We start from the raw sequence: 17,105 nt of genomic DNA on the forward strand, positions 1-17,105 counted from the left end.
CGATGAACATTCAGTCGAGACATCCAACCACGGCGGACGAATTCCTGCGCTGGAATGAGGGGCGCGAAGGCAAGCGCGAATTCGTGCGGGGGAGGGTGGTCGAGATGATGATCAACGTGACGCGACGCCATTGGCAACTGGCTTCGCGCCTGATGGTGCAACTGGCGTCCCAGCTTGGGGTCGACCAATACGACGTGGGGGCGGCCGAGTTCGGGGTCCGCACGGGTGAGGGCGTCCGGTTTCCGGACATTATGGTGGAGGCGTTTTCCAAGGACGGGAAAGCGCTTGCCGCGAATTCGCCGTTGCTCCTGGCCGAAGTGCTTTCGCCATCGACGATGGCGGACGATTTCGGGCCGAAAGCGCGGGACTATCTGGCCCTGGACACCTTGCAGCACTACCTCACACTGTCGCAGGACGAGGTTCGCGCCTGGCTCTGGTCCCGTGATGACCGGAGGCAATGGACCGGACCCGAAATTGTAGAAGGCGGCCGCATTACGCTGCGGATCGATGGCAAACCTGTCTTTGTCGACCTTGACGCCCTGTATCGCGGCGTTGTTGGCAATTGAGAGCATGAATATCCAGTCTAAATATCCGACTACACCGGACGAGTTCCTGCGCTGGAACGAGGGGCGCGAGGGCAAGCGCGAATTCGTGCGGGGGAGGGTGGTCGAGATGATGATCAACGTGACGCGTAACCATGTCGAGATCGCAACCAACCTGGTTCATGCGCTTCGCCAGCAGCTTGATCGCAAGACGTTCAGCGTAGGGTCAGCGGATTTCGGTGTCCGTACGCCGGACGGCATCCGCTATCCCGATGTCTTTGTCGATCACAAGTCTTCCGGTTCGCAAGGCTCCGATCTCGCGGCAGTGAAGCCGCTTTTGCTGGCGGAGGTTCTTTCACCATCATCGTACGGGCGCGACTTCGTGGAGAAGATGGCCGACTACCAGCATGTCGAATCGCTTCTCTACTATTTGATTTTGTCGCATGAGGAGCCAAGAGTCTGGCTATCAACGCGCAAGCAGGGAGCGTGGACCAAGCCGGAGGAGGTGGCGGGCGCAGACCAGGTTCTCCATCTGAACTTGATCGACGTCAAACTTCCCCTCGCCGATCTTTATGATGGCGTCGAGCTGCGCCGTCCCGCATGACCCTCAAATCCCGCGTCATTCCCTGCCTCGACGTCAAGGACGGCCGCGTCGTCAAGGGCGTCAATTTCGTCGACCTGATCGATGCCGGCGATCCGGTGGAAGCGGCGCGCGCATATGACGCCGCCGGCGCCGACGAGCTCTGCTTCCTCGACATCACCGCCTCGTCGGACAACCGCGAGACGATCTTCGACGTTGTCGCCCGCACTGCGGAACAATGTTTCATGCCGCTCACCGTCGGCGGCGGCGTGCGCCAGGTGGCCGACATTAGGAAACTCCTGCTGGCCGGAGCCGACAAAGTGTCGATCAACACAGCGGCGGTGAACAATCCGGACTTCGTCGCCGAGGCCGCCGACAAGTTCGGCAACCAGTGCATCGTCGTCGCCATCGACGCCAAGAAGGTGTCGTCCCCTGGCGAGGCCGACCGCTGGGAGATTTTTACCCATGGCGGGCGGGAAAAAACCGGCATCGACGCGGTCGCGTTCGCGAGAAAGGTCGTCGACCTCGGTGCGGGCGAGATCCTGCTCACGTCGATGGATCGCGACGGCACCAAGGCCGGCTACGACATCGCGCTGACCAGAGCAGTCGCCGATGCGGTGCGCGTACCGGTCATCGCCTCGGGTGGCGTCGGCACGCTCGACCATCTCGTGGAAGGCGTCCGCGACGGCCACGCGACGGCGGTGCTTGCCGCCTCCATCTTCCATTTCGGCACCTATTCCATCGCGGAGGCAAAGGCGCATATGGCGGCGGCCGGTCTCGCGATGCGACTCGACTTCGCACTGCAACACGCTTAAACGGCGGCCGATGACCGCATTCTCGCTTTCCGACCTGGAAAAGATCGTCGCCGAGCGCGCCGCGTCGGGGGATTCTTCCTCGTCCTGGACGGCAAAGCTGGTCGCCGCCGGCATGGACCGCGCGGCAAAGAAGCTGGGCGAGGAGGCGGTGGAAACGGTGATCGCGGCGGTGCGCGGCGAGCCGGCCGATCTTGTCGCCGAAAGCGCCGATCTTCTCTATCACCTTATGGTCGTGCTGACGATCGCCGGCGTGCCGCTGGCCGATGTGCTGGCGGAACTGGAGCGCAGGACCGGCCAGTCCGGCCTTGCCGAAAAGGCATCCCGTGCCGGCTGACAGGTCGGCGGCGAGAGGACAGATGGATCAATTCGCTCCGACCGAGAAATATTCCCCTTATCGTTTCTTTTCCGCCGAGCGCTGGGCCGAGTTCCGCGCCGACACGCCGCTGACGCTCGGCGCCGAGGAGGTCGAGCGGCTGCGCTCGCTGCAGGACCGGGTCGACCTCGACGAGGTCCGCCGCATCTACCTTTCGCTGTCGCGCCTGCTCTCCGCCCATGTCGAGACCAGCCAGGCGCTGTTCCGCCAGCGCAAGGCATTCTTCAACGCCGCGGACGCCCGCAAGACGCCCTTCATCATCGGCATGGCGGGTTCGGTCGCCGTCGGCAAGTCCACGACCGCGCGCCTGCTCAAGGAGCTGATGCGCCGCTGGCCTTCGAGCCCGAAGGTCGACCTGATCACGACCGACGGTTTTTTGCACCCCAACGACGTACTTCGGCGCCAGGGGCTGATGGAGCGCAAGGGTTTTCCGGAAAGCTACGACGTCGGCGCGCTTTTGCGCTTCCTGTCGGCGATCAAGTCGGGCGAGGCCAACGTTCGCGCCCCGGTCTATTCGCACCTGACCTACGACGTGGTGCCGGGCGAGTTCGTTACCATCGACCGGCCGGACATTCTCATCTTCGAAGGGCTCAACGTGCTGCAGCCGCGCGATCTGCCGAAGGACGGCAAATACGTGCCCTTCCTGTCCGATTTCTTCGATTTTTCGATCTTCATCGACGCCGACGAGGATCTGATCCACCAATGGTACATCGCGCGCTTCATGCGGCTGCGCGAGACCGCCTTCCGCAACCCGGACTCCTTCTTCCACCGCTATTCGCAGCTTTCGGAAGACGCGGCGCGGGCCATCGGCGAGGGCCTGTGGCACAACATCAATCTGAAGAACCTGCGCGAGAACATTCTGCCGACCCGCCCGCGCGCCGACCTGATCCTGCGCAAAGGCGAGGATCATTTCGTCGAGGAAGTCGCACTGCGCAAACTGTGAGACCGAAGCAGGAAGCCCGGTAAACCGGGTTTTGGAGCAACTCAACTCGGGTTGCCGGCGCCGGGGTTGTCACTCCGGCGCCGTCACCCGGCGCAGCGTCAGATTGATGCGCCCGCCCTTCGGCAGCAGGGTCGAGCTTTCCGGATAGATGCGGTCGACGCCGTGGAAGCAAAGCCGTCCTTCGCCGCCAAGCACGACAACATCGCCGCTTTCCAGCCGGAACGACACGGTAGGCCCGTCGCGAGAGGTCTGGCCGACCCGGAACAGGCAGGCGTCGCCCAGCGACACCGAGACGACGGGCGCCCGAAGGTCGCGTTCGTCGCGGTCCTGGTGCAGGCCCATCTTCGCGGTTTCGGAATAGAAATTGACCAGGCAGGCTTCCGGCGGGTGCGGGTAGGCCGAAAGATCCCTCCACAGCGAAAGCAGCATCGTTGGGATCGGCGGCCAGGGATTGCCCGTCACGGGATGCGTCGCCTGGTAGCGGTAGCCGCATTCCTTGTCGGTGACCCAGCCGAGCGATCCACAATTGGTCATGCGCACGCTCATTTCCTTGCCGCTCTTCGGCATGGTGGGCGTATAGAGGGGTGCTGCCCGTACGACCTCGCGGATCGCCGCGACAAGTTCCATCTGCGACTGATGGTTTAGAAAGCCGGGCAAATGCCGGACACCCTTCGGCAGCACGAGCATCGAGATTCTCTTCAACGAAACGGCCACGCTTCGAGGCGTGGCCGTCAGACGGTATCAGAAGTGCCGCGGCGTTCGCGATCCGAAACCGGACCGGAGCCTAATCAGGCCTTTTCGATGTCCGGAATGCGCAGCACCTGGCCCGGATAGATCTTGTCGGGATGCGTGAGCATTGGCTTGTTGGCTTCGAAGATAACCGTGTTTTTGACGCCCTTGCCCTTGCCGTACTGCGCCTCGGCGATCTTCCAGAGATTGTCGCCCTTCTTGACCGTGTAGAAGACAGGCTCCTTGGCCGGTGTCGCGGCCTTCACCAGGGCGGTCAGGTCGGTGCTCTCGAGCTTCAATCCCGATTCGGGCGCAACGACCTTCAACTCCTCGGCTTCGACCGAGGATACGCCAAGCGTGTTGCCGACGGCGATCACCGCCTTCTCGAACACCGACTGGTCCTTGACCACGCCCTTCAGCACGACCTTGTCGCCCGTCACGGAGACGTCGACCTTCTCGGTGCCGAGCTTGTGCGAATCGAGTTCCTTCTTCAGCGCTTCGGCTTTCGCCGCTGCATCGTCATCGTCGCCGAAACCCAGCTTCTTGCCGACGTTTTTCACGAAGTCGAACATACCCATCGTGGTGGCACTCCATGGCCGGTTGTGTCGCTCCAACCTTTGCACCGAAAGGACAGGATGAAAAGCCTTCCGCGCGCCGGCAGCCGCGAAGCGTCCGCGGACAGATTACCCGGTCCCCCGCAAACCTGCCCGCCGCTCAGTCGTCGCCGATCTTGCCGCGCAGTTTTTTCACAGTCGAGCGACCCGCTTTCGACTTCAGCCGCCGCTCGACGGCGCCCTTCGACGGTCTTGTCTTCTTGCGCGGCGGCGGCGGCGGTTCGGCCGCCTTGGCGACCAGCGCGGCAAGCCGCTGGCGGGCATCTGCGCGGTTGCGCTCCTGGGTGCGAAAACGGTCCGCCTCGATGACGATGACGCCATCCTTGGTGGCGCGCTGGCCGGCAAGCGCGATCGCACGCACACGCACGCGCTCGGGCAGGCCACGCGCGTTGGCCGCGTCGAAGCGCAACTGCACGGCGGTGGCCACCTTGTTGACGTTCTGTCCGCCGGGACCGGAGGAGCGGATGAAACTCTCCTGCAGGTCGTCGGGGTGGATGGCGACGCCGTCGGCGATGGTGATGATCTCGTCCGGGTTCATGCGCCAGACATGACGCGCCTGCGCGAAAAAGGGAAGAGGCGGCGCGGGGTGGGGTTGCCGATGAAGTGCTCCATTCTGAAGCGACCCCACCCCGTCTCGCCAACTACGCTCCGCTCCGTCTGCTCGCCGACCCTCCCCTCAAGGGGGTGATGTCGGCTCTACTCCGCCGCCTCGCTGAAACGCGGCGCCGCGCCCGCCACATGCGCGTCGACATGCGCCCCGAACTTTTCGAAGTTGTCGATGAACATGCCGACGATGCGCTTGGCCTGCCGGTCGTAGGCGGCCTTGTCGGCCCAGGTCGAGCGCGGGTCGAGAATCTGCGGATCGACGCCTGGAACGGCCACCGGCACGGCAAAACCGAAATTCGGATCGGTGCGGAACGCGGCCTTGTTCAGGCTGCCGTCGAGCGCGGCGGCGAGCAGCGCGCGGGTCGCCTTGATCGGCATGCGTTTTCCGGTGCCGAAGGCGCCACCGGTCCATCCCGTATTGACCAGCCAGCAATCCGCGCCGTGGCGCGCGATGAGTTCGCGCAGCAGATTGCCGTATTCGGACGGGTGGCGCGGCATGAACGGCGCGCCGAAGCAGGTCGAGAAGGTTGCCTCCGGCTCCTTCACGCCCTTCTCGGTGCCGGCGACCTTGGCGGTGTAGCCGGACAGGAAGTGGTACATCGCCTGTTCCGGGGTCAGTTTTGCGATCGGCGGCATCACGCCGAACGCGTCGGCGGTCAGCATGACGATGTTTTTGGGATGCCCGGCACGGCCGGTGGCGCTGGCGTTCGGGATGAAATCCAGCGGATAGGCGCAACGGGTGTTTTCCGTCAGCGAGCCGTCGTCGAAGTCCGGCACGCGCCGTTCGTCCAGCACGACGTTTTCCAGCACCGTGCCGAAACGTCGTGTCGTGGCAAAAATTTCCGGCTCGGCCTCGGCGGAGAGGCGGATGGTCTTGGCGTAGCAGCCGCCCTCGAAGTTGAAGACGCCGTCCGGCCCCCAGCCATGCTCGTCGTCGCCGATCAGCGTGCGCGAGGCGTCGGCCGACAGCGTCGTCTTGCCGGTGCCGGAGAGGCCGAAGAATACCGCCGTGTCGCCCGCCGGGCCTTCATTGGCCGAGCAATGCATCGGCATCACGCCGCGCGCCGGCAGCAGGTAGTTGAGCGCGGTGAACACCGACTTCTTCATCTCGCCGGCATAGGAGGTGCCGCCGATCAGCACGATCATGCGCGTCAGGTCGACAGCGATCACCGTCTCGGTGCGCGTGCCGTGGCGCGCCGGGTCGGCGCGGAAGGATGGCAGGTCGATGATCGTCATCTTCGGCAGGAAATCCGCCAGCGCTTCGGGCTCGGGCCGGATCAGCAGGTTGCGGATGAACAGCGAATGCCAGGCATATTCGGTGATCACCCGCGTCGGCAGGTTTTGGCGCTCGTCGGCGCCGCCGATCAGGTCCTGCACGAACAGGTCGCGGTCGGCCGCATGCGCGAGGAAATCGGCGAGTAGAGCCTCGAACTGCGCCGGCTGCATCGGCGCGTTGTTGTCCCACCAGACATGCGGCTCGGTGGCCGCGTCGCGGACGACGAACTTGTCCTTGGGCGAACGCCCGGTGTGCTGGCCGGTATAGGCCACCAACGCGCCATCGGCTGTCAGAGTCGCCTCGCCGCGGCGGATGGCCTCCTCGTAGAGGGCGGGGCGCAGCAGATTGTAATGGACCGTGCCGGAGGTCCTGATGCCAAAAGTCTCGATCCCGCAGGCGGGATTGCGCATGCCGATTTCGCCCATCTTTACCCTCGAACTGGTGGGTGTGCGCCGTCCCGGAAATGCGCCGGGATATGAGAATGCTGCCGCTCGACCTTTTCGAGCTGAATTCTCGAAACCAGAAAAATATAGATATATCAAACCATTAATCGATTTAAAGATTTTGAAATCGCTTTAATCGTTTAAAACGGCCGCCGCTTTCCGGTTGCTTCACAAGCGGCGGGCAGGCATTTCCGGCAGTTCGGCCGATGCGTCGGGAGTGCCGGCGTCACAGCACGCGGCGCAGCGCATCGAGCACGAAATCCACCTCGGCGGCGGTGTTGTAATGCGCGAGACCGAGGCGCAGCACGCCGCCTCTTTCCGCCAATCCCAGCCGGTCGATGACCTCGACCGCGTAGTTGTGGCCGCTCCAGGCGAAGACGTTCTGCCCGGCCAGTGCGGCGGCAAGCTCGCGCGGCGCGTGGTGTGGCGTGATGAACGATATCGTCGGCACGCGCCGGGCCATCGCCTCCGGCGCGGTGATGCCCTGGACGGTGACGTCCGGGAGAGTCTTGAGCCCGTCGATGAGCCGTTCCGCTAGGCTGGTCTCATAGGCGAAAAGCAAATCCATCGCCGCCCGCACGTCGCGCCGTCGTCCGGAAAAGCCGGCATGCCGGGTGTGATGCTCCTTCGCCATGGTCGCACCGATGCCTGCGAAATAGTCGACCGCGGCAGTGACGCCCGCCATGCCTTCATGGCTCTGGGTGCCGGTCTCGAATTTTTCAGGTCCGGCGCTGGCGGCCGGCCGCACCTTGTAGGCTTCCAGTTCCTCGAGCAGGTCGGCTCGGCCCCACAAGATGCCCTGGTGCGGCCCGAAGAACTTGTAGGCCGAGCAGACAAGGAAATCGCAGCCGATGTCCTGCACGTCGATGCTGCCATGCGGTGCGTATTGCACCGAATCGACATAGACCAGCGCGCCGGCCTCCTTCGCCATGCGGCTGATCGCCTTCACGTCGTTGATCGTGCCGGTGGCGTTGCTGGCGTGGTTGACGGCGACGAGCCGCGTCTTCGGCCCAAGCAGCTTTGCGAGATCCGGCAGGTCGAACTCGAAGGTCTCGGGGTTGAAGTCGAGCCATTTCACCGTCAGCCCGAGGTCGCGGGCCAGGAGCAGCCAGGGCGAGACGTTGCCGTCATGGTCCATGCGGGTCAGCACGATCTCGTCGCCGGGTCCGAAGCGGCGGCCGAGCGACCGCGACATGGAAAAAGTCAGCGTCGTCATGTTCTGGCCGAACACGATCTCGTCGGGCGAAGCGGCGTTGAGGAAGTCGGCCATGGCTGAACGCGCGCCGTCCATGATCGCGCCGGCGCCGATCGAGGTGGCGAAGTATCCGCCGAGATTGGCGTTGTTGCGGATCAGGCAGTCGGTCATCCGGTCGATGACGATCTGCGGCACCTGCGTGCCGCCGGGATTGTCGAAATAGATCCGCGCCCGATTGTCGTCGGTCACCGCCAGCGAAGGGAATTGCGCCCGAATGGCATCGATGTCGATCGGCATGTCTTCCCCTGAAGTCAGTCTTGGTCGCGCAGGGCCGCGGAGATCGCAGCGAGCCCGCCCCGCAGTTCTGCTTCCGTCGGCCAGCCGAAGCCGACGCGGAAAAAGCTCTTCGGCATCTCGAACCAGTGGCCCGGCCCGACATAGGCGCCGTGGCGTTCGAGCAGCCGGACATAGAAGGCGTCGAGATCGAAATCCGGACTGACATTCAGTCTGGGAAAACCGACCACGCCGCCCTCGGGTTTTACCCAGCCGACCAGCGGCTCGCCGTCGATCCAGTCCTGCACGATGTCGCGCCGCCGGGCCATCTCGGGCATTACGGCGGCGAGGAATTCTCCGCGCTGCTCGAGCATGGCGCGGGCGATGCGCTCGTCGATGACGCTGCCGCAAATGCCGATCTGCTCCTTGGCGGCGAGAAAACGCTCGTAGAGGTCGGCGTCGCGCGTCATCAGCCAGCCGATGCGGATGCCGGGAATGCCAAAGGCTTTCGACAGCGAGGAGACGCTGATCGCGCTTGGGCTCAGCGAGGCGGCAGCTTGAAGCCGGCGGCCATAGCTCAGGTCGCGATAGGTTTCGTCGACCAGCAGCCGGCAGCCATGACGTTCCGCCAGTTCGACCAGCGCCGTGAGGTCCGCCTCGCGCATCATCGTGCCGGTCGGATTGTGCGGGCAGGTGACGCTGATCAGCTTTGTGTTGGGACGGATGGCGGCGGCGATGCGCTCGACGTCCACCGCAAAACCGTCGTCGAAGGAAAGATCGATGTAGCTGATCGCGCAGCCGATCGCCTTCGGCGTCTCGATGTTGGTGGCGTAGTTGGGGCGCACCACGATGAGATGGTCGTCGGCAGAAAGCAGCGTCGTGGCGATGATGAACAGCGCTCCGGCTGCTCCCGCCGTCACCAGCACGTCGCTTGCCGAAATGCCCGCATCCTGCGCGGCGATCAGTTTTCGAAGCTCCGGTTCTCCGCGATGTTCGCCGTAATACAGCGTCAAATCTGGAAGCGAAAACCCGAAATCCGAAAGTTTTCGGTCGGCGATCGAGCTTTCGGAGAGATTGAAGCGGATGCGCTCGTAGCCGTATTCCTCCGGCGCTTCCTTTTCGATCACCATTCTGGCGTAGTTCATCGGCGCCCCCTCAGGCCCGCGCGGCCAGAGGACCGCGGCTGCGACGGTGTTAGCTGGAGCAGCCACCGTTCCGCAAGCGCGGCTGACGGCATGGCCCGTCAGGAAATGCTCCGAGGCCCAAGCCGGGGTGCCCTATCGCACGCCGATGCCGGCGGTCAGCCCGCCGTCGGCCTTGTAGTCGGCGCCGGTGCAGAAGCCGGCCCTGTCCGAGCACAGGAAGGCGATCAGTTCGGCCAGTTCCTCCGGCTCGCCGATCCGTCCGATCGGATGCGCGTCGCCGAAACGCTTGAACGCCGCGGCGATGTCGGCGTCCTTGCCATCCGAAACCCGCACGGCGTTTTCGAGGATCGGCGTGCGCACCGAGCCGGGGCTGACCGAGTTCACCCGGATGCCGGAGCGGGCGTGGTCGAGCGCCATGGCGCGGGTCAGCGCGTGGATCGCGCCCTTGGTGGCCGCATAGGCGGCGACGTTCTGCTGCGAGGCGAAACCCTGCACGGAGGAGACATTGACGATCGCGCCGCCGCCCCGCTTGACCATTTCCGGGATGCCGAAACGCCCGGTAAGATAGATCGAGCCGACATTCACCGCCATCGCCCGGTTCCAGGTGTCGAACGCGGTGTCGAGCACTGTGCCGTAGGGATGCACCGCCGCCGAATTGACGATGATGTCCAGCCCGCCGAAGCGGCGCACACCCTGCGCCACTGCGTCCTCGACCGCCTGCGGAACCGACACGTCGGTTTCCAGCACCAGGGCGGCGTACCCGGCTCGCTCGAAATCCGCCTGCATGGCAGCGTTCGCCTTGCGGTCGATGCCGCAGGCGACGATGTTTGCGCCTGCGCTTGCCAAGCGCTTCGCCGTCGCCAGCCCGATGCCGGTCGTTCCGGTGATCAGCGCAACCTTGCCGTCGAATTCACTCATGCTTTTTCCCCTGCGTGGAGCGCGTTTCTCTAGCATATCGGCCGTCGCCGTCATCTCCCAGCATTGCTGAGAGGCTCGGAGCGGGGTTTACCGCCTGCTGGCGAATCCGGCCCGTTCCGGCTGGCGCTCACGACATCGTGACGCCTCGAGCCAGGCTTCCGGTCGCTGCGCCGTCGTTGGGATTGTTTTCGGAACGGCTTTCTGAGGTCGCGGTAGAAACCGTCAAATGGGACTACGGAGCGACAACGGCCACGGGAAGCTCCGTGACCAGACCTCTGTTTCGGCCTTCCAGGCTGAATCCGGTCCAAGCTGCTGGAATCATGAGTTCTCCATGTCCTCGGCGCCTGCTTGGCTCGTCATTGCCGCACGGCCCGGCTTGCGGCTTCGGTCGCTGGTCTTGTTCCTCCAGGAAGCGGGAATCGCAGACCTGACGGGTACTTCCGCAGCATCCGCGCAAGCAATTTCGGCGCGAAACCGTCGCGCGGCCAATGCGTTGCTGGAACATCGCGGCATTTGCCCGGGGGTTGTGCCAGCGTGTTTGCTGTGACAGGAACAGAAGCCGTGCCACATTTTGTACTCAATTTGTCCGCCAATAGCCTCTTCTTGATGCAGGAAGGGACGCCCGCACATGAGGGAGCCGCTTGAAATGGCAACGATCGCGCTTGTCGACGACGACCGCAACATCCTGACCTCGGTGTCGATCGCACTGGAGTCCGAAGGCTACCGTGTCGAGACCTACACCGATGGAGCGTCCGCGCTCGAGGGATTCGCGGCCCGGCCGCCGAACCTCGCCATCCTCGATATCAAGATGCCGCGCATGGACGGCATGGAATTGCTGCGCCGCTTGCGCCAGAAGACCGACCTGCCGGTGATCTTCCTGACCTCCAAGGACGACGAGATCGACGAACTGTTCGGCCTCAAGATGGGTGCCGACGATTTCATCCGCAAACCGTTCTCGCAGCGGCTTCTCGTCGAGCGCGTGCGCGCCGTGCTGCGCCGCGCCAGCGCCCGCGACGCCGCCGCCAAGGCCCCGAGCCAGCAGGCGAAATCGCTGGAGCGCGGCCAGCTTGTCATGGACCAGGAGCGCCACACCTGCACCTGGAAGGGCGAGCCGGTGACGCTTACCGTCACCGAATTCCTGATCCTGCATTCGCTGGCCCAGCGCCCCGGCGTCGTCAAGAGCCGTGACGCGCTGATGGATTCAGCCTATGATGAGCAGGTATATGTCGATGATCGCACCATCGACAGCCACATCAAGCGGCTTCGCAAGAAGTTCAAGGCTGTTGATGACGACTTCGAGATGATCGAGACGCTCTACGGCGTGGGCTACCGCTTCCGCGAGGCCTGAGCCGGCGGGACCGGAGCAGGATGGCGATAGACTTGCAGCTTGAAAAACCGGCGGCCGCTGTGAAGCGGCCGCGCGGTTTTTTTGGCCGTGCGCTGGGCGTGGTCACCGTGCCGCTGCGCCGGTTTCTCGGCCACCACGTCTTCTCCAGCCTGACGCGCCGCATCCTGTTCCTCAACCTGGCCGGCCTGGCCGTGCTCGTCGCCGGCATCCTCTACCTGAACACGTTTCGCGACGGGCTGATCGACGCCCGCGTCGAAAGCCTGATGACGCAGGGCGAGATCATCGCCGGCGCCATCGCTTCGTCGGCCACGGTCGAGACCGACTCCATCTCGATCGATCCGGAAAAGCTGCTGGAAATGCAGGCGGGCGAGAGCATCGGGCCGGGCACCGACCAGCTCGACAATCTCGACTTCCCGATCAATCCCGAGCGCGTCGCGCCGCTGTTGAAGCGGCTGATCTCGCCGACGCGTACCCGCGCCCGCATATACGACCGCGACGCCAACCTGCTGCTCGACTCGCGCCACCTCTATTCGCGCGGCCAGATCCTCCGCTACGATCTGCCTCCGGTCGACGTCGAGGAGCCGGACGTCTTCGACCGCATCGAGAAGTTCGTCTTCGACCTGTTCCGCAACACCGAGCTGCCGATCTATCGCGAGCAGCCGGGCGGCAACGGCGCGGCTTTCCCCGAGGTCATGAATGCCCTCACCGGCAGTCCGTCCACGGTGGTGCGCGTCAGCGAGAAGGGTGAGGAGATCGTTTCGGTGGCGGTGCCGATCCAGCGTTTCCGCGCCGTGCTCGGGGTGCTGATGTTGTCGACGGAGGGCGGCGACATCGACAAGATCGTCGCGGCCGAACGCAAGGCGATCCTGCGCGTCTTCGGCGTCGCCGCGCTGGTCATGGCGATCCTCTCCATGCTGCTCGCCTCCACCATCGCCAACCCCCTGCGAAGGTTGTCGGCAGCGGCGGTTCGGGTGCGGCGCGGCGTCAAGAGCCGCGAGGAAATCCCGGACTTCTCCGACCGCCAGGACGAGATCGGCAATCTTTCGGTCGCGGTGCGCGGCATGACCAATGCGCTCTACGCTCGCATCGAGGCGATCGAGAGTTTCGCCGCCGACGTGGCGCACGAGTTGAAGAACCCGCTGACCTCGCTGCGCAGCGCCGTCGAGACCTTGCCGATCGCCAAGAACGAGGCGTCGCGCGGCCGGCTGATGGAGATCATCCAGCATGACGTGCGCCGGCTCGACCGGCTGATCTCCGACATTTCCGACGCTTCGCGCCTCGACGCCGAACTCGCCCGCGAGGATGCCAGCACCGTCGATCTCAAGAAGCTGATCGCCGAGCTCGTTTCGGTGGCGCAGGAGGGGACGCGCCACAAGCGCAAGGTGACCATCGAGTTCAAGCCGGCCCGGCTGCCTCAAGGCGTCAAGGGCTATTTCGTCACCGGCCACGACCTGCGCCTCGGCCAAGTCATCACCAATCTGGTCGAGAATGCCCGCTCCTTCGTGCCGGAGGAGCGCGGCCATATCGTCGTCGGCCTGTCGCGCGCCGGAAAGTTCGTGGTTGTCACCGTCGAGGACAACGGCCCCGGCATCCGCCCTGACGCCATCGACCGCATCTTCGAGCGCTTTTACACCGACCGCCCGTCCAGCGAGGCGTTTGGGCAAAATTCCGGGCTCGGCCTGTCGATCAGCCGCCAGATCGCCGAGGCGCATGGCGGCCGCCTGACCGCGGAAAACATTCCTGGTACAAAACCCGGCGAGGTTCGGGGCGCGCGTTTTGTCATGTCGCTGCCGGCGGAAGGATAGTGGTTGCGTCCTTCGAGGCTCGCCCATGAGGGTCTGGCGTCAAGGATTCCGTCGCCGTGCGGGCTCGCACCTCAGGATGAGGAAGGGCGTGCCGGCATCGCTGACCGCCGGCGACAACACAAGACGCGCATGCCGTCTTCAATGGACGGGCCTGCGATTTTGGAGATTGGCGATACAGGCACAACCATCCTCATCCTGAGGTGCGAGCCCGCATGGCGGCGACCGAATGACAAAACATTTCGGCGGGCGAGCCTCGAAGGACGCACCCCGATACTGTCGATGCCATGACTGGCCCGACGAGCAAACCTCCTCCAAACCTCCACGCGACCGTGATCGTCATCGGTGACCGGGGCATCCTCATCCGCGGCGCCTCGGGGTCGGGCAAGACGACGCTGGCGCTGGCGCTGCTTGCCGCCGGCCGCGCCGCGGGCCGCAACGCCGCGTTGCTGGCCGACGATCAGGTGCTGCTTACTGCCCGTGGGGACCGGCTGGTGTGTCTCGCGCCAAGAACCATCGCCGGGCTGGTGGAGGTGCGCGGACTGACGCCGCTGCCGATCGCCCATGAAGGCGCGGCGGTGGTCGATCTGGTCGTCACGCTCGTCGAAGCAGGTGACGCACCGCGATACGACGAGGGGCGACGTGCCGAGATTGCGGGGTGCGAGCTGCCGGAACTCCTGCTTGCGGCGCACAATCTTCCCGCAGCGCTGCCGGCCGTTCTAGCGCGGCTGTCGCTTCCTCCTTTTGGCTGAAGCATGTCGCGCCTTATCTGCCCCATCGTGTCAGGCCGGTTTGGGCCAAATCCATCGGACTTCGTCTTGTCCGGGCCACCAGCCCGGCCCGCGACGAAGTCCTCGACCTTGGCCCAAACCGTCACCGGCAGAATGGAGCAGATAAGGCGCGACATGCTTTCAACGTCGCAGTTGCCGCTAGGGAGTGCGGCAAAATGGCATACCGCAGTGCACTTTTGGGCTTGTCAACGGTTCCTTGCTGGAGAAGATGGCGCTCCCGCCCCGGATATATGCGAGCGGCAGGAATTGTAGAGACCATGCGTGAACTGCCGATGACGGGAGTCAGGACGGAATGATCGGACTCGTGCTGGTGACGCACGGTCGGTTGGCGGAGGAATTCCGCAATGCCGTCGAGCACGTCGTCGGGGCGCAGGAAAGCTTCGAGACGGTTTCGATCGGCGCCGACGACGACATGGAGCAGCGCCGGAAGGATATTGTCGACGCCGTCGAGCGCACGAATTCCGGCGCCGGCGTCATCGTCCTGACCGACATGTTCGGCGGAACGCCGTCCAACCTGGCGATCTCGGTGATGGAGCCGGGGCGCATCGAGGTGATCGCCGGCGTGAACCTGCCGATGCTGATAAAGCTCTCCAGCGCCCGCAAGGCCGACGACATGGGCAAGGCGCTGGAATTGGCCCAGCTCGCGGGACGCAAATACATAAACGTCGCCAGCCAGATGTTGAGCGGCAAATGACGAGCGGAGCGGCTGTGGCCGGAGGACCGATCAGCCGCGAACTCCTTATCGTCAACCAGCGCGGCCTTCATGCCCGCGCTTCCGCCAAATTCGTACAGCTTGCCGCCGGGTTTCATGCGACCATCGAGGTCGAAAAGGACGGCGTCACGGTCGGCGGCACCTCGATCATGGGGCTGATGATGCTGGCCGCCAGCCCCGGCTGCTGCATCCAGGTGACGGCAAGCGGCCCCGAAGCGGCCGAGGCGGTCGAGGCGCTTGCCAGGCTGGTCGCCGACAAGTTTGGCGAGGAAGCCTGACGCCGCGCGTCGACATGCCCTAGACACATATCCGTATAAAGATTTCTTTATATCCCATTGTCGCCCTGTCGGCTTTCTGGTAGTCAGGCGCCCCATCAGGCCCATTTCGGCACCCTGCCCGGGCCATTTCTGACCGGAGCGCTGATTATGGCGGACAACAAGGACTACAAGGTCGCCGACCTTGCTCTCGCGGACTGGGGCCGCAAGGAACTCGAGATCGCGGAAACCGAGATGCCTGGCCTGATGGCCGCGCGCGAGGAATTCGGTGAAGCCAAGCCGCTCAAGGGCGCGCGCATCACCGGTTCGCTGCACATGACCATCCAGACCGCCGTGCTGATCGAGACGCTGAAGGCGCTCGGCGCCGACATCCGCTGGGCCTCCTGCAACATCTTCTCGACCCAGGACCACGCCGCCGCGGCAATCGCCGCCGCCGGCATCCCGGTCTTCGCCGTCAAGGGCGAGTCGCTGGAAGACTATTGGGACTACACCGACAAGATCTTCCAGTGGGCCGATGGCGGCCTCACCAACATGATCCTCGACGACGGCGGCGACGCCACCATGTACATCCTGGTCGGCGCCCGCGCCGAGGCGGGAGAGGACGTGCTCTCCAATCCGCAGAGCGAGGAGGAGGAATATTTCGTCGCCCAGATCAAGAAGCGCCTGAAGGCCTCTCCGGGCTTCTTCACCAAGCAGCGCGAGGCGATCCGCGGCGTCACGGAGGAAACCACCACCGGTGTCAACCGCCTCTACCAGTTGCAGAAGAAGGGCCTGCTGCCCTTCCCGGCGATCAACGTCAACGACTCGGTCACCAAGTCGAAGTTCGACAACAAATATGGCTGCAAGGAATCGCTGGTCGACGGCATCCGCCGCGGCACCGACGTGATGATGGCCGGCAAGGTGGCGATCGTCGCCGGCTATGGCGACGTCGGCAAGGGCTCGGCCGCCTCGCTGAAGGGCGCCGGCGCCCGCGTCAAGGTCACAGAGGCCGATCCGATCTGCGCGCTGCAGGCCGCGATGGACGGCTACGAGGTCGTCACCATGGACGACGCGATCTCGACCGCCGACATCGTGATCACCGCGACCGGCAACAAGGACGTGCTGACGCTCGACCACATGCGCAAGCTGAAGGACATGGCGATCGTCGGCAACATCGGCCACTTCGACAACGAGATCCAGGTCGCGTCGCTGCGCAACCTGAAGTGGACCAACGTGAAGCCGCAGGTCGACATGATCTCCTTCCCGGACGGCAAGCGCATGATCCTGCTGTCGGAAGGCCGCCTGCTCAATCTCGGCAACGCCACCGGCCATCCGAGCTTCGTCATGTCGGCCTCCTTCACCAACCAGGTGCTGGCGCAGATGGAATTGTGGACCAAGCCCGGTCAGTATGAGAACAAGGTCTATGTGCTGCCCAAACACCTCGACGAGAAGGTCGCTCGGTTGCACCTCGAAAAGCTGGGCGCCACGCTGACGGAACTCAGCGGCGAGCAGGCCGCCTATATCGGCGTGACGCCACAGGGACCGTTCAAGCCCGAACACTACAGATACTGATCTTTCGTTAACCAATACACAATATATTGAGCCGGGCGGATTGACTTCCGTCCGGCTTTGTTTTTGGCGCGCAATCTTCTTCACGGCGAATCGCCGAGCTTGTATGGTGGACATGATTCGCGACGCTTACGGCCGTTTCGGCCGTCGAACCGAGAGGCGGGTTCGCGGCGGCTT

At 64.3% G+C, this 17,105-nt stretch carries 18 protein-coding genes; 11 read left to right on the forward strand and 7 right to left on the reverse strand.

The window, feature by feature from the left end; genetic code table 11:
• The first annotated feature begins 2 nt into the window (after positions 1-2).
• From RB623_RS09015 to coaA, 5 genes are read left to right on the forward strand one after another with little or no spacing between them, the layout of a single operon-like run.
• The gene (locus tag RB623_RS09015; protein ID WP_308056441.1) at positions 3-566 is read left to right on the forward strand and encodes a Uma2 family endonuclease; all 564 of its coding nucleotides are present in this window, start codon (positions 3-5) and stop codon (positions 564-566) included.
• Positions 508-1,146: a Uma2 family endonuclease gene (locus tag RB623_RS09020; RefSeq protein WP_308056442.1), complete on the forward strand. Its 639-nt coding sequence runs from the start codon at positions 508-510 to the stop codon at positions 1,144-1,146. Before RB623_RS09015 ends, RB623_RS09020 begins: the two co-directional genes overlap by 59 nt.
• Positions 1,143-1,937: an imidazole glycerol phosphate synthase subunit HisF gene (gene hisF / locus RB623_RS09025; RefSeq protein ID WP_308056443.1), complete on the forward strand. Its 795-nt coding sequence runs from the start codon at positions 1,143-1,145 to the stop codon at positions 1,935-1,937. The genes RB623_RS09020 and hisF overlap by 4 nt, the downstream gene beginning before the upstream one ends.
• A 10-nt stretch (positions 1,938-1,947) precedes the next feature.
• Positions 1,948-2,271 (forward strand): phosphoribosyl-ATP diphosphatase, encoded by a 324-nt coding sequence (locus tag RB623_RS09030; RefSeq protein ID WP_308056444.1) that lies wholly within the window; start codon positions 1,948-1,950, stop codon positions 2,269-2,271.
• A 22-nt stretch (positions 2,272-2,293) separates the two neighbouring features.
• On the forward strand, positions 2,294-3,253 hold the full coding sequence (gene coaA, locus RB623_RS09035) for a type I pantothenate kinase (protein ID WP_308056445.1): 960 nt from the start codon (positions 2,294-2,296) through the stop codon (positions 3,251-3,253).
• Positions 3,254-3,322: 69 nt separating this feature from the next.
• Here coaA and RB623_RS09040 read toward each other — a convergent pair whose 3' ends face one another.
• The 7 genes from RB623_RS09040 to RB623_RS09070 all read right to left on the reverse strand — a co-directional run bounded on the left by RB623_RS09040 (position 3,323) and on the right by RB623_RS09070 (position 10,452).
• On the reverse strand, positions 3,323-3,940 hold the full coding sequence (locus RB623_RS09040) for an alpha-ketoglutarate-dependent dioxygenase AlkB (RefSeq protein WP_308056446.1): 618 nt from the start codon (positions 3,938-3,940) through the stop codon (positions 3,323-3,325).
• 101 nt (positions 3,941-4,041) lie between these two features.
• The gene (gene lysM / locus RB623_RS09045; RefSeq protein WP_308056447.1) at positions 4,042-4,560 is read right to left on the reverse strand and encodes a peptidoglycan-binding protein LysM; all 519 of its coding nucleotides are present in this window, start codon (positions 4,558-4,560) and stop codon (positions 4,042-4,044) included.
• 136 nt (positions 4,561-4,696) lie between these two features.
• A complete protein-coding gene (gene arfB / locus RB623_RS09050; RefSeq protein WP_308056448.1) occupies positions 4,697-5,134 on the reverse strand; it encodes an alternative ribosome rescue aminoacyl-tRNA hydrolase ArfB in 438 nt (145 codons plus the stop codon).
• A gap of 158 nt (positions 5,135-5,292) precedes the next feature.
• Complete coding sequence (locus tag RB623_RS09055) at positions 5,293-6,903, reverse strand: phosphoenolpyruvate carboxykinase (protein ID WP_308056449.1); 1,611 nt, start codon at positions 6,901-6,903, stop codon at positions 5,293-5,295.
• A gap of 244 nt (positions 6,904-7,147) precedes the next feature.
• Positions 7,148-8,413 carry a cysteine desulfurase-like protein gene (locus tag RB623_RS09060; protein ID WP_308056450.1) on the reverse strand — a complete coding sequence of 422 codons (1,266 nt, stop codon included), beginning with the start codon at positions 8,411-8,413 and terminating at the stop codon, positions 7,148-7,150.
• Between the two features lie 14 nt (positions 8,414-8,427).
• Entirely contained in the window at positions 8,428-9,534 is a 1,107-nt protein-coding gene (locus RB623_RS09065) for an aminotransferase class I/II-fold pyridoxal phosphate-dependent enzyme (RefSeq protein ID WP_308056451.1), read from the reverse strand.
• A 132-nt stretch (positions 9,535-9,666) separates the two neighbouring features.
• Positions 9,667-10,452, reverse strand: a complete 786-nt coding sequence (locus RB623_RS09070; protein WP_308056452.1) for an SDR family oxidoreductase — start codon at positions 10,450-10,452, stop codon at positions 9,667-9,669.
• Between the two features lie 646 nt (positions 10,453-11,098).
• On the opposite strand from RB623_RS09070, the gene RB623_RS09075 reads away from it, so the two are divergent.
• The 6 genes from RB623_RS09075 to ahcY all read left to right on the forward strand — a co-directional run bounded on the left by RB623_RS09075 (position 11,099) and on the right by ahcY (position 16,931).
• Positions 11,099-11,800 carry a response regulator transcription factor gene (locus RB623_RS09075; RefSeq protein WP_308056453.1) on the forward strand — a complete coding sequence of 234 codons (702 nt, stop codon included), beginning with the start codon at positions 11,099-11,101 and terminating at the stop codon, positions 11,798-11,800.
• A gap of 20 nt (positions 11,801-11,820) precedes the next feature.
• Positions 11,821-13,605, forward strand: coding sequence for a sensor histidine kinase (locus tag RB623_RS09080; RefSeq protein ID WP_308056454.1), 1,785 nt, complete (start codon positions 11,821-11,823; stop codon positions 13,603-13,605).
• Between the two features lie 284 nt (positions 13,606-13,889).
• The gene (locus RB623_RS09085; protein WP_308056455.1) at positions 13,890-14,354 is read left to right on the forward strand and encodes an HPr kinase/phosphorylase; all 465 of its coding nucleotides are present in this window, start codon (positions 13,890-13,892) and stop codon (positions 14,352-14,354) included.
• 331 nt (positions 14,355-14,685) lie between these two features.
• Positions 14,686-15,087 carry a PTS sugar transporter subunit IIA gene (locus RB623_RS09090; RefSeq protein ID WP_308056456.1) on the forward strand — a complete coding sequence of 134 codons (402 nt, stop codon included), beginning with the start codon at positions 14,686-14,688 and terminating at the stop codon, positions 15,085-15,087.
• Positions 15,084-15,383, forward strand: a complete 300-nt coding sequence (locus RB623_RS09095; RefSeq protein WP_308056457.1) for an HPr family phosphocarrier protein — start codon at positions 15,084-15,086, stop codon at positions 15,381-15,383. The genes RB623_RS09090 and RB623_RS09095 overlap by 4 nt, the downstream gene beginning before the upstream one ends.
• Positions 15,384-15,530: 147 nt before the next feature.
• Positions 15,531-16,931, forward strand: a complete 1,401-nt coding sequence (gene ahcY / locus RB623_RS09100) for an adenosylhomocysteinase (RefSeq protein WP_308056458.1) — start codon at positions 15,531-15,533, stop codon at positions 16,929-16,931.
• Positions 16,932-17,105 lie beyond the last annotated feature (174 nt).

The sequence above is a fragment of the Mesorhizobium sp. LHD-90 genome, from assembly GCF_030929505.1.
Taxonomy (GTDB): domain Bacteria; phylum Pseudomonadota; class Alphaproteobacteria; order Rhizobiales; family Rhizobiaceae; genus Kumtagia.

What these genes read in the sequence shown, in the direction of transcription:
- RB623_RS09095 (WP_308056457.1), top strand. Translation starts at nt 15,084, where the DNA reads ATGACGAGCGGAGCGGCTGTGGCCGGAGGACCGATCAGCCGCGAACTC.
- arfB (WP_308056448.1), bottom strand. Translation starts at nt 5,134, where the DNA reads ATGAACCCGGACGAGATCATCACCATCGCCGACGGCGTCGCCATCCAC.
- RB623_RS09060 (WP_308056450.1), bottom strand. Translation starts at nt 8,413, where the DNA reads ATGCCGATCGACATCGATGCCATTCGGGCGCAATTCCCTTCGCTGGCG.
- RB623_RS09090 (WP_308056456.1), top strand. Translation starts at nt 14,686, where the DNA reads ATGATCGGACTCGTGCTGGTGACGCACGGTCGGTTGGCGGAGGAATTC.
- coaA (WP_308056445.1), top strand. Translation starts at nt 2,294, where the DNA reads ATGGATCAATTCGCTCCGACCGAGAAATATTCCCCTTATCGTTTCTTT.
- RB623_RS09075 (WP_308056453.1), top strand. Translation starts at nt 11,099, where the DNA reads ATGGCAACGATCGCGCTTGTCGACGACGACCGCAACATCCTGACCTCG.
- RB623_RS09080 (WP_308056454.1), top strand. Translation starts at nt 11,821, where the DNA reads ATGGCGATAGACTTGCAGCTTGAAAAACCGGCGGCCGCTGTGAAGCGG.
- ahcY (WP_308056458.1), top strand. Translation starts at nt 15,531, where the DNA reads ATGGCGGACAACAAGGACTACAAGGTCGCCGACCTTGCTCTCGCGGAC.
- RB623_RS09085 (WP_308056455.1), top strand. Translation starts at nt 13,890, where the DNA reads ATGACTGGCCCGACGAGCAAACCTCCTCCAAACCTCCACGCGACCGTG.
- RB623_RS09070 (WP_308056452.1), bottom strand. Translation starts at nt 10,452, where the DNA reads ATGAGTGAATTCGACGGCAAGGTTGCGCTGATCACCGGAACGACCGGC.
- RB623_RS09065 (WP_308056451.1), bottom strand. Translation starts at nt 9,534, where the DNA reads ATGAACTACGCCAGAATGGTGATCGAAAAGGAAGCGCCGGAGGAATAC.
- RB623_RS09055 (WP_308056449.1), bottom strand. Translation starts at nt 6,903, where the DNA reads ATGGGCGAAATCGGCATGCGCAATCCCGCCTGCGGGATCGAGACTTTT.
- RB623_RS09040 (WP_308056446.1), bottom strand. Translation starts at nt 3,940, where the DNA reads ATGCTCGTGCTGCCGAAGGGTGTCCGGCATTTGCCCGGCTTTCTAAAC.
- RB623_RS09030 (WP_308056444.1), top strand. Translation starts at nt 1,948, where the DNA reads ATGACCGCATTCTCGCTTTCCGACCTGGAAAAGATCGTCGCCGAGCGC.
- hisF (WP_308056443.1), top strand. Translation starts at nt 1,143, where the DNA reads ATGACCCTCAAATCCCGCGTCATTCCCTGCCTCGACGTCAAGGACGGC.
- RB623_RS09015 (WP_308056441.1), top strand. Translation starts at nt 3, where the DNA reads ATGAACATTCAGTCGAGACATCCAACCACGGCGGACGAATTCCTGCGC.
- RB623_RS09020 (WP_308056442.1), top strand. Translation starts at nt 508, where the DNA reads ATGGCAAACCTGTCTTTGTCGACCTTGACGCCCTGTATCGCGGCGTTG.
- lysM (WP_308056447.1), bottom strand. Translation starts at nt 4,560, where the DNA reads ATGGGTATGTTCGACTTCGTGAAAAACGTCGGCAAGAAGCTGGGTTTC.